Below are 14697 nucleotides of genomic sequence, written 5' to 3' on the forward strand. Positions count from 1 at the left end.
AAATTGAATTATAGAAACTTTTTCCTCTACTTTGCATTGATTTATTAGAGCAATTTTACATTTTTTATTGCGAAAATACCAAAGTTTCATACTTTACATCCTTTCCCTTTGAAACTTTAAAGTCGGTGATTTCCTTTCTTTCGCATGAAATTTTGTAAAGTTTCTCTTGATTTCATTAACCATTTTCAAATCTTAACAAAACCTTATGAATAATCATTTTTACAGATGGTTCTGTCGCTCTATGCGACAAGGTGCAGCATCAAACTCGCTAATTAAAGTAGTTATGATGGCTGTTACAATGTTTGTATCTATGAGCATGAATGCTCAAGATAGAACTGTTACGGGTAAAGTAACTGAATCAGGAGATGCTTCAGGATTACCAGGCGTATCAGTCGCAGTAAAGGGTACTAATAGAGGTACTCAAACTGATGTTAACGGTGCTTATAAAATCAGTGTGCCAAGTAATGCTACTTTAATTTTCTCTTTTGTAGGTTTTACTAAGCAGGAAATTGCTGTAGGTTCTAGTACTGAAGTAAATGTAAAGCTAGTTTCTGAAACAAAAGCTTTGGATGAAGTTGTTGTTGTTGGTTATGGTACTACTACTAAAAAGGATGCAACAGGTGGTGTTGTAGCTTTAACTGCTAAAGATTTCAACAAAGGGGTTATTGCTTCACCTGAACAATTATTACAAGGTCGTGCGGCGGGTGTTCAAATGACACCAAACAGTGGTGAGCCAGGTGCAGGTATTAATATTCGTATTCGTGGTACTACTTCAATTCGTTCAGGTAATGGTCCACTTTATGTAATTGATGGTATCCCATTAGACGGTTCAAGTACAACTGATGGTGCTGATGGGTCTGCTGGTTTTGGTAATGTTGCGGCTAAAAACCCATTAAACTTTATCAACCCTAATGATATCGAAAATATCTCAGTATTGAAAGATGCTTCTGCTGCTGCTATCTATGGTTCAAGAGGCGCTAATGGTGTTGTTTTGATTACTACTAAAAAAGGGAAGTCCGGTCAAAGCAATTTGAACTTCTCAGCAAATACTTCTATTTCATCTAATTATAAAAATTATGATGTGATGTCTCCTGCTGATTTTTTGACTAATGCAAAGGCTGCAGGATTAGATATTTCAAGTAGTTTAATTAATGGAGGAGCTAATACAGATTGGCAGAAAGAAGTGTATCGTACAGCGGTAACTCAAAACTATAACTTGAGTTATGGTGGTGGTAATGATAATACAAACTACTTTTTCTCTTTAGGTTATAATGACCAACAAGGTACAGTAAAAGGTACTGAGATGAACAAACTGACTGCCCGTGTTAATGCAACTCATAAATTGTTTGATAACAAAGTGGTTTTAGCAGTAGCTATGACAACTTCACAAATCAAAGATAAAAGTGCTGCAACAGGTGGAGATATCGGTTTTGAGGGTAACGTAATCAGTAGAGCTATTCAAACTAACCCAACTTTTCCTATCTATGCAACTGATGGTTCATACTTTACTACAGGTACTCCTTCTTTCCGTAACCCTGTATCTTTGTTAGATCAAGTACAAATTGGAGCTAATACTGCAAGAACATTAATTAATTTCAGTGCAACTTGGAACATCTTGAGTAACTTAAGTTACAAAGCTAACGTTGGTTTAGATAACTCAACTGCTGTAAGTAGAACATCTGTTGAGCCTGGAACACCTGGTTTTGCAAACAATATTCCTGGAAACCAAGGTTATGCAAGAATCTCAAACCGTTATATCACGACTTCAACGATTGAGCATACTTTGAACTATAAAACAACTTTAGGCAAATCTAAGGTTGATGCGATTGCTGGTTTCTCTTATCAAAAATTTGAAAACCAAAACAATTATGTTCAAGCAAACTACTTTATTGCAGCAGCAGGAGGTGAATTAACAAATAACCTTAGCTACGTTAACAATAGTGGAACAAATAAAGCTTATTCGGGTGGTTCAGGTAGATCGCAATATGAATTACAATCTTATTTTGGACGTGCAAACTATACATACAATGATAAGTATTTATTGACAGCTACTCTTCGTGTGGATGGTTCTTCTAAATTTGGTTTGAATAATAAATATGGTTATTTCCCATCTTTTGGTGCTGCTTGGCGTTTATCTAACGAATCATTTATCCCTAAAGAAATATTTTCTGACTTGAAATTGAGAACTGGTTATGGTATTACTGGTAACCAAGAATTCCCAACAAATACTTCTTTGGCTACTTATGCACCCAATGCTAACGCTGGTTCGGTTTCAAAAGAAAACGTTCCTAACCCAGACATTAAATGGGAAACAACAACTGCTTATGGTGTAGGTCTTGATTTCTCTTTATTAAAAGGAAGATTGTCTGGTACAGTTGATTATTTTAACAAAAGTACTGATAATTTATTGTTCCCATTTGCTGCACCTCAACCAGATGTTGCAACTACAAGATGGAGTAACATCCCTGCTGATATTAGAAATACAGGGGTTGAGTTTAGCTTAAATTATCAAATATTAGCAGGTAAAAAATTAGACTGGGATATTAGTGTTAACACTACTTTCTTGAAAAATAATGTTTCAAGATTAGACGTAGCAACAATCCAAACAGGTAATTTGTATGGTCAAGGCTTGTCAGGTGTATTCATTCAACCAATCACACAAGGCTTTCCATTATATGGATTCTTCTTACAAGATTTCTTAGGATATGATTCAAAAGGAAATACTATTTTGTCTGCTGAGAAGACTTATAAAGGAAGTCCATTCCCTACAAATACTTGGGGTTTAACAAACAACTTTACTTATGGAGCTTGGAATGCAAGTATCTTTATCAATGGTCAGTCTGGTGGTTATATTTATAATAACACTGCAACTGCTGTTTTGAATAGAGGTTCTTTGAAACAAGGTAATAACGTAACATACCAAACAATCTCAAGCACTACAGGTCAAGCTTATGGAGATGCACCAGTAGCATCAACATTCTATTTAGAGAAATCTGATTTTATCCGTGTATCTAACGTGTCAATTGGTTATAATGTAGCATTGCCTGCCAATAGCTTTGCAAAATCACTTAACCTTTCACTGACAGGTCAGAACTTGTTGTTAATTTCTAATTATACAGGATTAGATCCTGAAATTTCTAACCCTGCAGCTACAAGAAATGGTGTTCCTTCATTAGGTATTGACTACATCGCATATCCTAAAGCAAGAACATTTACAATTGGAGTTAGTGCTAATTTCTAACAAATTGAAAAGGTTAGTTTCAACAAGGACATATAAAGTATTAGGTAAACACTTCACTTTATAAAAACAATATCCGAATTAAAGAAATGAAAAATATTAGAAAAATATTTATCCCTTCATTGGTTACTATTTTGATGAGTGGGACAATTGGATGTACTAAATTAGACGATCCGCTTCTTGACAAAACAGATAAAGCTTCGACTGGAGTAGATTTGCAGTTAAAAGCGGCCTATCAAAGTTTAGGTACTTTCACCGATCAAGCTGCTATTTATGCTTTGACTGAGCATCCATCAGATGAGATGCAAGGACCAACAAGAGGAGCAGACTGGGATGATAATGGTAGATGGAGAAACCTCCATACTCACACTTGGAATAACCAAAGTGATGACGTACTAGCCGCATGGAATAACTTAAACAGAGGTCATGCTTTGGCAAATGAAGTTATTGGTGATACAAGAGCTACTAAATTGCAAGTGGCTGAAGCGAAATACTTACGTGCATTCTACATGTATTATACTGTAGATATATTCGGGCAAGTAGCTTTCAGAGATTTAGCAAATCCAAGTGCTTTGCCTAAAGCATTGTCACGTAAAGATGCTACTGCTCAAATTATATCTGAATTGAAAGCAATTTCTGGAGATTTACCAAGTGCTACTTCTTCAAATACTGGTACTGCTACTAAAGAGGCTGCTGCTTTCTTATTAGCTAAAGTTTATTTGAATAATGCTGTATTCTCTCAAGATCCTGCTTCTCCAGCTGGTCCGTTTACATTTGCAAAAGCTGATATGGATGCTGTAATTGCCAATGCAGACATAATTATTAATTCTGGGAAGTATGCTTTAACTGAAAATTATTTTGATAACTTCCACTATGAAAATAGTACAAGATCAAAAGAATTGATTTTTGTAATTCAAAATGAAAAAGGTGCTAGTAACCTTAACGGTTCTTCTCCAAGAAACCGTTATTTCATGACAACCCACTATAACCAAGTGCCAAGTGGTTGGAATGGTTTTACTACTTTGTCTGATTTCTATAACTCATTCGAGAAAACAGATAGTCGTTTTGGAGCTGCTATTCCAGGTTTGACAGATAAAAAAGGCTTACGTGCCGGTTTCCTTGCTGGTCAACAATTTGATGAAACAGGTAAAGCATTACTTGACAGATCAGGTAGCCCACTTAGCTTTACATTGAAATATGATTTTAAAGTTGCTAACGAAGCTGATGGTGTTCGTGTTATCAAATATATTCCTGATTTATCAGATATTGATTCTCCGGGTAATGATTATGTATTCTTCCGTTATGCAGATTTATTGTTAATGAAAGCTGAAGCTTTACATAGAAGTGGTAGCTCTGCAGCAGCTTTAGCTATTGTCAATAACCTACGTGCTATTCGTGGTGTTGCAGCTTTAACGTCATTGACTGATAAAGCGCTTTTAGATGAGCGTGGTCGTGAAATGTACTGGGAAGGCTGGAGAAGAAATGACCAAATCCGTTTTGGAACTTTCGCTAATCCTGTTGATAACAGAACTACAGCTTCTCCTGCTTACCGTGTTGTGTTCCCAATTCCACAAAGAGAATTAGAAATCAATGCTAACTTAAAGCAAAACTTTGGTTACTAATCAATATTAATAATTTTTGAATAAAAAAATGCTCGTCCATACGAGCATTTTTTTATTCATATCGTGTCAATACCAAATTAATGAAATCTATAAATAGGATGATTCAGTATTTCAAGCTAAGTCTTAACTCTCTACTTGTTTTGTTTATTTTTTGTTGTGTAAGTGCTTGCTCAACAGATAGACATGAACAAGAAATCTATAACTCATTAAAAGATAATCAATCAAAATTTATATTTAAAGTTGAAGGTAAGGATTTCTATCGACCTGAAAGTATTTTTAGTGGTCACCTAGAAATCGTTGAAAAATCATTCACAATTAACTTTTTTGACCAATTTGATAGTAATGTAATGATTCATTTTGGTGGAGATAAATGGTATGCCAACAGACCTATAAGAGTCCCTCTTAAACTTATTAATAATTATTCTTCAACAATCATGTTTGGAAGAATCAAAGATAAAGCTAAGCGTTTAGGAATTGGCTACTTAATGTCGGATGGTTTTTTATCAATCACAGCTTTATCAAAAGAAAAAATCATTATTAAAATAGAAGGAAAGGCAAAAAAATACCCAGAGGTTGATGAGGATGATCCAGAATATGATGTACAAGCATTCCTTGTATGTAAAAAGCCTAATATTGATTTTTTAGATGTTAATGAAAAAGAGGCGTTTTTTAGTAAAAACTAATTTGTTTTGAAACAAGTTAGTTGCTACCAGCATTCTTTATTACTTAGTAAAGACAAGTAATCAACATTTTAAAACCTATGATTTTTGATAAGTTATGATACACGTAAAACGTAAATTTTACTTAGGTTTATTGGCTTTTCTACTTATCTCAAATGTAGGATTTACCCAAAAAAAAGTATTTTCAATAAGTGGGAATGTGATTGATGCTTTGACAGGGAAACCATTAGTTGGTGCTTCTATTGGGATTGATTTTAAAAAATCTGGCATCACAAGCGATTCACTTGGTAATTATCTTATTCGTATTCCGCAAGATGAATATGTTTTGAAGGTTTCTTATGTTGGTTACAAACCTTTCCGATTGTATATTAAGTTAAATAAGAATACTGTTGTAGATGTAGCACTTCAAGATGTTACAAAACAGTTGGAAGAAGTAATCGTTTCAAGCGTATCTACTCGCAAAACTATTCTTACACCTTCATTAGGCGTATCATTATTGAGTATCAAAGGAATTAAGAAAATTCCTGCTATGATGGGCGAAGTGGATATTTTACGAAGCCTTCAAACATTACCCGGCGTTTCGTCGGTTGGCGAAGGCGCAAACGGTTTGAATGTTCGTGGTGGAGCAGTTGACCAAAATTTAATCTTTATCGACGATACGCCAATTTTCAATCCAACGCATCTTTTTGGCTTATTTTCTATTTTTGCTTCAGATGGTATTCGTGAACTTGAGCTATACAAAGGAGGAGTACCTGCTCGTTTTGGAGGAAGAACTGCTTCGGTTTTAGATATTAAAATGCTTGACCCAAGTCTTGAAAAATTCAAATTAGAAGGTGGAATTGGCCCAATTTCAAATAGATTATTATTAGATGTTCCAATCATTAAAGACAAACTTTCGATTTTAGCAGTTGGGCGTGCTTCTTTTAATGATTTTTGGTTTAAGGCTCTTGCACCAGATAATATGAAAAACACAAGAGCAAATTTTTATGATGTAGCTACCAAAATATTTTACAAGCCGAACAAAGCCAACACTATTTCTTTGATGACCTACATAAGCCATGATTTTTATCGGGTCGATTCATTATTTAGTTTAGAAAATGTAGTTGCCAAACAATCCGACTTTAATTATGGTCATTTGAATACTTCCTTAAAATGGAATCGTTACATCAGCCCAAAAGCCAGTTTTGAAATGGTTGCGGCATTCAGTCGATACAAAACTCGTACTGAGTCGCCCGATTCTGTCAATAGAATTGATTTAAAAAATAGTATTCAATATCAAAACTTGCAGGCAAGTCTGGATTATGCTTTTAATGAAAAGCACAAAACCAATGTTGGAATCAGTGCTGTTCGATATGATTTAAGTCCAGGTAGTTTGAATAGAGATATTGTTTCAAAAATCTCAAAAGTTGAATTAGAACAAGAACAAGCGCTTGAGTTAGCACTTCATGCCGACGACGAGTATAAATTGAATGAAAAGTTGACTATTCAATATGGTTTACGTTATACTCAGTTTTTGAATCTCGGACCAATTCAAGTAAGAAAGTATTTGGATGGAGAACCAAAATCTTCAAGCTCCTTAATTTCTTCGGAATTGAAAAATGGTGTTGCTAAAACTTATGGAGGTTTTGAGCCAAGACTAACGATGTTGTATGTTTTCAATCCGACAACAAGTTTGAAATTTGGTTATAACAGAATGCAGCAGTTTTTGCATTTAATTTCTAATAATACCACGCCTTTGCCGACGGCTCGCTGGAAAATTGCTGACGAAAATGTATCACCACAAGTAAGCGATTTTACTTCTTTGGGCTATTTCAAAACTTGGAATGACAACGTTTGGGAAGCTTCTTTAGAAACGTACTTCCGTGATACCAGAAATGTAGTAGATTATGTTTCAGGAGCGAATCTACAGTTGAACGAAACCTTAGAAACCCAACTTTTGAAAGGAAGAGGACGCTCTTATGGAGCTGAATTGATGATTTCAAAAAAGAAAGGCGAAGTAACAGGCTGGCTTAGTTATACTTATGCAAGGTCGTTTGTACAAACGACTGGAGCATATCCAGAACAGCGAATTAATGGTGGAAATTGGTATCCTTCCAACTATGATAAACCGCACACCATCAATGTTGTGTTTAATGCCACGCCCGACAAGCACAACAGTTTTTCATTCATTTTTGCCTATAATACAGGACGTCCTTTTTCGTCGCCTGCTGGTACTTACACACTTAATGGACAACAATTACCGCTGTATTTAAGTAGAAATAATGATAGAATTCCAGATTATCATCGTTTGGATTTTTCTTGGACTATCACCAATCCAAGTATGAAAGACAAAAGATGGGAGGGAAGTTGGATTTTTACGGTATATAATATTTACGGACGCTCTAATCCTTACTCCGTATATTTTACGAATGGCAAAGAAGGAACTAAAGTTTATCAATTAAGTGTGTTTGCAAGTCCTTTGGTGTCGTTGGCTTATAATTTTAAATTCAAATGATTTTATGAAGCGTTTTATCTTATATATCATCTTGTTTTCAACAGGACTCTGGTCTTGTATTACTGAAATCAGAGATTTTGAGCAAATTGATAGTGCTTCTTTCTTGACGGTTGAAGCAACTCTTTCTAATCAAAAAGGACCACACAAAGTAATACTTTCGTCTTCGTCGCCAAGCATCAGTATTAATGTAGAAAATAAGCCAATTTACAATGCACAAGTATTGATTACCGACGATAAAGGAGCAAGTATTCTACTTACTGAAGGTGTAAATGGTATTTATTATACGCCTGATAATTTTCAAGGAATAGTTGGAAATACTTATACTTTACATATTAGTTTGCCGAATGGTAAAAAGTACGAATCAAGCCCTGAAAAATTGAAAGCTGCTCCAGCAATTGATGCTGTAAATTATAAATTTAATGTAAAAGATAATTATCCTTTAACGGATGCCAGAAGTGTTGGTTTTGATGTCACACTTGATTTTAAAGATTCACCAGAACCAGATGAATACTATGAATGGAAATGGACACATTATGAGCGTACAGTTTTTTGTGCCAGTTGCGAGCGTGGCTATGATTATGCTTTAGGAAAATGTAGTGTTGAGATAAATTTTCCACAAGGACAAACTTTTCCTGAACTTATCAATTACGGTTGTAATGAAAATTGTTTTGATATTTCCTTTAATTCAACCTACAATATCTTGTCTGATAAATTGTTGAATGGGCAACAAATTACCAATTTGCCTATTACAAGAGTACCTTATAATAATAAAAGTCTATATTACTTGAAAGTTGAACAAAGAGCTATTTCTGAAAAAATGTTTCGCTATTTTCGGAGTATCAAAGATGTAACACAAGGCTCAGGAACTCTTTTTGACGTGCCAGCCGAAACACAGTTTAGTCCAAATATTTTTTCCTTATCCGACAGCAATGAAAAAATACTTGGAGCTTTTGAAGTATTTGGTTCACAAGAAAAACTGATTTATGTGGATAGACAAATTGGCTCAGACGGCTATTCACCTGTTTTAGTGGTTTATCCCGGTAGAGTAATTCCTGCTCCACCCGGTGCAATTAGTGGACCTAAAGCTTACTGTACTGAAGGGAAATATAGGACAAAAAAAGAACCTGAAGACTTTAGAGAATAAAGCTTTTCTAAGTTGCATAAAGATAAGTAGCTTAAAATAGATTAATTTTGGGATACATTGACCATTTGAAATGAACAAAAAAGAAACTATATATTCCTTGATGATAGGATGTCTATTCCTATTGTTTTTCGATGCTTGCAAGCAAGATAAAACACTTTTTGAAAAAGTAAATTCAGAAGAAATAGGGATAACATTTGCCAATCAAGTAAAAGAATCAGAACAAGAAAACATTCTGAATTACGAGTATTTTTATAATGGCGGTGGCGTTGCGGCTGGCGATTTTAACAATGATGGTTTAACAGATTTATACTTCACGGGCAATCAGGTCGAAAATAAATTATACCTGAATATTACTAAAGAAAGCAAACTTAATTTTGAAGATATTACCACCAAAGCAGGCGTAGCAGGACGAAAAGACGCTTGGAAAACAGGCGTAAGTATTGTTGACATCAACGCCGATGGATGGTTAGATATTTATGTTTGTTACTCTGGTAAAAGAAAACCTGAATTTCGCAAAAATCAGCTTTTTATCAATAATCATGATCTTACTTTTACCGAAAAGGCTCAAGCTTATGGCTTGGACGACTCGGGTTACTCCACTCAAGCTACTTTTTTAGATTATGATTTGGATGGCGATTTAGATTGCTTTCTTATCAACCACAATCTTGGTGGCTACCAACGCAAAGAAGCCGCTGTGATGCGTGCCTCACTTGATTATAATGCAGGTGATAAACTTTTCAGAAATGACGCTGATGGAAAAAGTGAACCGCATTTTGTGGACGTTTCAGTTGCGGCAGGCATCAAAGGCAATCCTTTGGGTTTTGGCTTGGGCGTTTCTGTTTCCGACATCAATCAAGATGGCTATCCTGATATTTATGTTACCAACGATTATGTAGAGGACGATTATCTGTACATCAATCAGAAAAATGGTACTTTCAAAGACGAATTGCGAGATAGAATTGAACATACTTCTTACTCGGCAATGGGCATTGATATTGCCGATGTGAACAATGATGAACTGCCCGATATTTTTACTTTAGATATGTTGCCAGAAGACAATGCCCGACAAAAACTTTTGCTTTGGTCGGATAGCTGGAATACCTATCAAGCACAATTGCAAAATGGTTTTTGGCATGAAAATATGCGAAATATGTTGCAGATGAACTTGGGAAATGGAGCTTTTGCAGAAGTTGGACAATTAGCTGGCGTGTCGAATACAGATTGGAGTTGGGGAACACTTTTGGCGGATTTTGATTTGGATGGCTACAAAGATATTTTCGTAAGTAATGGTTTGGGACGAGATTATACTAATGCCGATTTTATAAAATACTTTAGCGAGCAAGAAGAAAGTGGTGTTCAGAAACCCATGTTGGAACATTTAAAACAAATGCCAACCAGCCAAACGAAGAATTATATTTTTAGAAATAAGCACGATTTAACCTTTTCTAACGAACAAGTAAACTGGGGTTTTGATACGCCTACGGTTTCGAGTGGGGCAATTTATGCCGATTTGGATAATGATGGCGATTTAGAAATCATCACGAATAATTTAAACGAAACGGCTCATATTTATCAAAATAAGCGTATTGAAGAAAATCCGAATACACATTTTTTAAAAATTCATGTAAAAGGAAATGCACAAAATCCTTTTGGCATTGGGGCAAAAGTAAGACTTCGTTCGGCTGATAATGTACAAGTACAAGAAATTACTTCAACACATGGTTTTCAATCCAGTGCAGTGACAGATTTGATTTTTGGTTTACCCGAAAATACCAAAACTGTGGAAGTAAGTATCGTTTGGGCAAGTGGAAAATCACAGAAAATCAATACTCCTACGTTGAATAAAACCTTGGTTTTGGAAGAAAAAAATGCCAATATTTCTACCAATTCTGAAGCCAAAGTATTACCAACGTTGATGACAGAAATGCCTTTACCAGCATTTTTACCAAGCATAAATCCCGTTAATAATTTCGACAGACAAGTAATGTTGCCGACGCATTACTCATACACTGGGCCAAGAATGGCGGTTGGCGATGTGAATGCCGACGGCAAAAATGATGTATTTATTTGTGGTACAAAAGAACAAGTAGGAGCTTTTTTCTTGCAAAACGCTAATGGAAGTTTTAGCAAAAAAGAGTTACCCAATAATTCGCCAAAATTCAATCAAGATGCAGTAATTGCAGATTTTAACGGTGATAAATTTCCTGATTTGTACATCGTGAATGGTAATTATTCCAACGCTCAATTTGAAGAACAAAACGATGAATTGTGGCTAAACGATGGCAAAGGAAATTTCAAAAGAAGTACTTTGCTCCAAGATAAAGTCAATAGTTCTTGCGTAAAAGCAGGAGATTTTGACAAAGATGGAGACGTAGATTTATTCGTTGGCGGACATATTCAGCCCAACAGATTTCCGTTGGAAGAAGAAAGTTTCCTTTTGAAAAATGACGGTAAAGCCAATTTTACCAAAGTATCTTTAGGTGTTTTGGGCTTAGTGACAGACGCAACAGTTTTGGATACCGACAAAGATGGTTTTGAAGAAATTGTTGTAGTAGGAGAGTGGATGTCGCCAATTTTATTGAAAAATAACAAGCAATTCAAGTTTACACAAAGTAGCATGGGTGTAGCATCGGGTTGGAATTATAGAATCGAAAAAGCAGATTTGGATAATGATGGTGACGAAGATTTGGTACTGGGAAATCTGGGAACAAATACGCAAGTAAGAGCTTCTGAGGCAGAACCTGCCAGTTTGATTTATGATGATTTTGACCAAAATGGGACGATGGATTTTTTCTTGAATTATTATATTCAAGGAAAATCGTATCCAGCTTGTTCAAGAGATGAAATGGCTGAACAGATTCCAGCTTTGAAGAAAAAATTTCCGAATTATCAGACTTTCTCTGAGGCTAGTATCGAAGATTTTTTTGAGGCAAGTCAATTGGAAAAAGCCCATAAAAAAGAAATTACCAATCTGAAAACTGTTATTTTAGAGAACAATAAAGGTAAGTTTGTTGTGCATGAATTACCGATACAAGCTCAATATGCACCAGTGTATGCTATTGGCATAACAGATTTCGACCATGATGGAAAGAAAGACATTTTATTGGCAGGCAATAACAGTAAATTTAGATTGCGAATTGGTAAAGTAGATGCCAATTATGGCGTAGTTTTGTTGAACAAAGGCAATTTTAATTTCAAAAACGTATCGGTTTCACAATCAGGTATATACCTGCGTGGCGATGTTCGAGAAACTAAAATAATTGATTCGTTTATGTTTGTCGGCGTGAATAATGAAAAAGTAAGAGTATTGGCTTTGAGCCGTGAGCTATGAGCTTTGAGTTTTTTAAAATTTAAGCTCACGGCTCAAAGCTGATAGCTCAAAGCTCAAAAAAAATAACCATTTTTATCCATCAAAAATTTAATTCAATGAAGTATTTAGGCACATTTCTGATGGTGCTTTATGCCTCTTTTGTAGGCTTTGCACAAACATTAATCGAGGTGAAATCACCTGATAATCGCCTCAAATTAAATGTTTCTCTTTCACTAAAGGGAGAAATATCTTATGGTATTCATCTCAAAAATACCACTATTATCAAGCCTTCTTCGTTGGGTTTTAAATTGAATAAACCTGCTCTAACACTCAATCATTTTAGTCTGGTTTCGGCAGACACTTCCACTCATTTTGATACTTGGCAACCTGTTTGGGGAGAAGTAAAATCTATTACGAATCATTACAAAGAAGTAAAACTAAACTTGAAAGCTAATCCTTCCAACGTGTTGGTACAGGTAGTTTTCAGAGTATTTAACGATGGCATAGGATTTCGCTATGAATTTCCTGAACAAGCCAACTTCAAACATTTTATCGTAGCCGACGAATTAACGCAATTTAATTTAGCAGGCAACAACAAAACTTTTTGGATTCCGGGCGATTATGATACCAACGAGTATTTGTACAATGCCACAAAATTTAGTGAGATTCACGCACTACCAGCTTCAAATAAAGAAAAAGATATTGCTTTAAAATCGGTTATCGGTGATAATTTCGTTCAAACGCCTTTGATGATGAAAACGCCAGAAGGCATTTATGTAAACATTCATGAAGCGGCTTTGGTGAATTATCCAGTGATGCACTTGCAAGCCGACAGACAAAATTTTAAACTGTTGTCGCACTTAACGCCCGATGCCGTTGGCAACAAAGCTTATTTACAAACGCCAGCCAAAACACCGTGGAGAACGATTGTCATTAGCGATAAAGCAACCGATATTTTGGCTTCAAAAACCATTCTGAATTTGAACGAACCATCTAAAATTGAAAATACTTCTTGGATAAAACCACAGAAATTTATCGGGATGTGGTGGGAAATGCACGTGGGAAAAGCTACTTGGGAAAAAGCCAGTGGAAAACATGGAGCAAATACTGAAAATGTTAAAAAGTACATTGATTTCGCTGCTGATAATGGCTTTGATGGCGTTTTGGTAGAAGGCTGGAACGAAGGTTGGGAAGATTGGTTTGGTAATTGGAAAGAAGACGTTTTTGATTTCGTAACGCCTTATTCAGATTATAACCTTGATGAATTATTGGCTTATGCTAAACAAAGAGGAGTGAAAATTATCATGCACCACGAAACCTCTGGTTCGGCAATTAACTATGAACGTAGAATTGATAAAGCCTATCAGTTTTTGAATGAAAAAGGAATAAATACCGTAAAAACGGGTTATGTAGGAAGAATTATTCCAAGAGGCGAACACCATGATAGTCAATGGATGGTAAATCATTATAATCGTGTGGCTGATAAAGCAGTGGAGTATAAAATTATGTTAGAAGCCCATGAGTCTTCTCGCCCGACGGGTTTACACCGTACTTATCCAAACTGGCTCGCCAATGAAGCTGCTCGTGGTAATGAGTTTAACAATGCTCCCACTTTAGGTTTAGTACCCGAACACGAAACGATTTTGCCTTTTACAAGATTGATGGGTGGCCCAATGGATTATACACCGGGTTTTTTCAGAATGCACTTGAATCAATTTATTCCAGAGCGTAAAACAAGAGTAAGAACAACAATTGCCAAACAATTGGCGATGTACGTAACGATGTATAGTCCTTTGCAAATGGTGGGCGATTTACCTGAAAATTTGAAAGTTCATCCCGATGCTTTACAATTTATTAAAGATGTTCCCGTAGATTGGGATGATACCAAAATTTTGGAAGCCGAACCGGGCGATTATATTACCACGGCTCGTAAACAAAAAGGAAAAGACAATTGGTTTGTGGGAGCAGTAACAGACGAAAATGCCAGAAAAGCCAAAATTAATTTTGATTTTTTGGATAAAGGAACAAAGTATCAAGCAATTATTTATCGTGATGCTGATAATGCTGATTGGGAAAAAAATCCAGAAGTTTATACCATCGAAAAAGTAGTTGTTGATAGTAATTCAATTCTTAAAATCAATTTGGCAAAAGGCGGTGGCTGTGCTGTTAGCATTTTTAAATTATAAACTTTTAACCTATTTGCACATCA

The 14697-nt window shown here is 35.5% G+C and carries 7 protein-coding genes; all 7 read left to right on the plus strand.

The window, feature by feature from the left end; genetic code table 11:
* The first annotated feature begins 205 nt into the window (after positions 1 to 205).
* The 7 genes from ABID42_RS23240 to ABID42_RS23270 all read left to right on the plus strand — a co-directional run bounded on the left by ABID42_RS23240 (position 206) and on the right by ABID42_RS23270 (position 14674).
* On the plus strand, positions 206 to 3241 hold the full coding sequence (locus ABID42_RS23240; protein WP_367285697.1) for a SusC/RagA family TonB-linked outer membrane protein: 3036 nt from the start codon (positions 206 to 208) through the stop codon (positions 3239 to 3241).
* Positions 3242 to 3327: 86 nt separating this feature from the next.
* The gene (locus ABID42_RS23245) at positions 3328 to 4860 is read left to right on the plus strand and encodes a RagB/SusD family nutrient uptake outer membrane protein (protein WP_367285698.1); all 1533 of its coding nucleotides are present in this window, start codon (positions 3328 to 3330) and stop codon (positions 4858 to 4860) included.
* 80 nt (positions 4861 to 4940) lie between these two features.
* The gene (locus tag ABID42_RS23250; protein ID WP_367285699.1) at positions 4941 to 5543 is read left to right on the plus strand and encodes a hypothetical protein; all 603 of its coding nucleotides are present in this window, start codon (positions 4941 to 4943) and stop codon (positions 5541 to 5543) included.
* Positions 5544 to 5637: 94 nt separating this feature from the next.
* Entirely contained in the window at positions 5638 to 8034 is a 2397-nt protein-coding gene (locus ABID42_RS23255) for a TonB-dependent receptor (RefSeq protein ID WP_367285700.1), read from the plus strand.
* Positions 8035 to 8038: 4 nt separating this feature from the next.
* Entirely contained in the window at positions 8039 to 9178 is a 1140-nt protein-coding gene (locus ABID42_RS23260; protein ID WP_367285701.1) for a DUF4249 domain-containing protein, read from the plus strand.
* Between the two features lie 70 nt (positions 9179 to 9248).
* Positions 9249 to 12509, plus strand: a complete 3261-nt coding sequence (locus tag ABID42_RS23265; RefSeq protein ID WP_367285702.1) for a VCBS repeat-containing protein — start codon at positions 9249 to 9251, stop codon at positions 12507 to 12509.
* A 95-nt stretch (positions 12510 to 12604) separates the two neighbouring features.
* Positions 12605 to 14674, plus strand: coding sequence for a glycoside hydrolase family 97 protein (locus ABID42_RS23270; protein WP_367285703.1), 2070 nt, complete (start codon positions 12605 to 12607; stop codon positions 14672 to 14674).
* Positions 14675 to 14697: the final 23 nt, after the last annotated feature.

It is taken from the genome of Arcicella rosea, from assembly GCF_040543805.1.
Lineage (GTDB): Bacteria > Bacteroidota > Bacteroidia > Cytophagales > Spirosomataceae > Arcicella > Arcicella rosea.

What these genes read in the sequence shown, in the direction of transcription:
- ABID42_RS23265 (WP_367285702.1), top strand. Translation starts at nt 9,249, where the DNA reads ATGAACAAAAAAGAAACTATATATTCCTTGATGATAGGATGTCTATTC.
- ABID42_RS23255 (WP_367285700.1), top strand. Translation starts at nt 5,638, where the DNA reads ATGATACACGTAAAACGTAAATTTTACTTAGGTTTATTGGCTTTTCTA.
- ABID42_RS23245 (WP_367285698.1), top strand. Translation starts at nt 3,328, where the DNA reads ATGAAAAATATTAGAAAAATATTTATCCCTTCATTGGTTACTATTTTG.
- ABID42_RS23250 (WP_367285699.1), top strand. Translation starts at nt 4,941, where the DNA reads ATGAAATCTATAAATAGGATGATTCAGTATTTCAAGCTAAGTCTTAAC.
- ABID42_RS23240 (WP_367285697.1), top strand. Translation starts at nt 206, where the DNA reads ATGAATAATCATTTTTACAGATGGTTCTGTCGCTCTATGCGACAAGGT.
- ABID42_RS23260 (WP_367285701.1), top strand. Translation starts at nt 8,039, where the DNA reads ATGAAGCGTTTTATCTTATATATCATCTTGTTTTCAACAGGACTCTGG.
- ABID42_RS23270 (WP_367285703.1), top strand. Translation starts at nt 12,605, where the DNA reads ATGAAGTATTTAGGCACATTTCTGATGGTGCTTTATGCCTCTTTTGTA.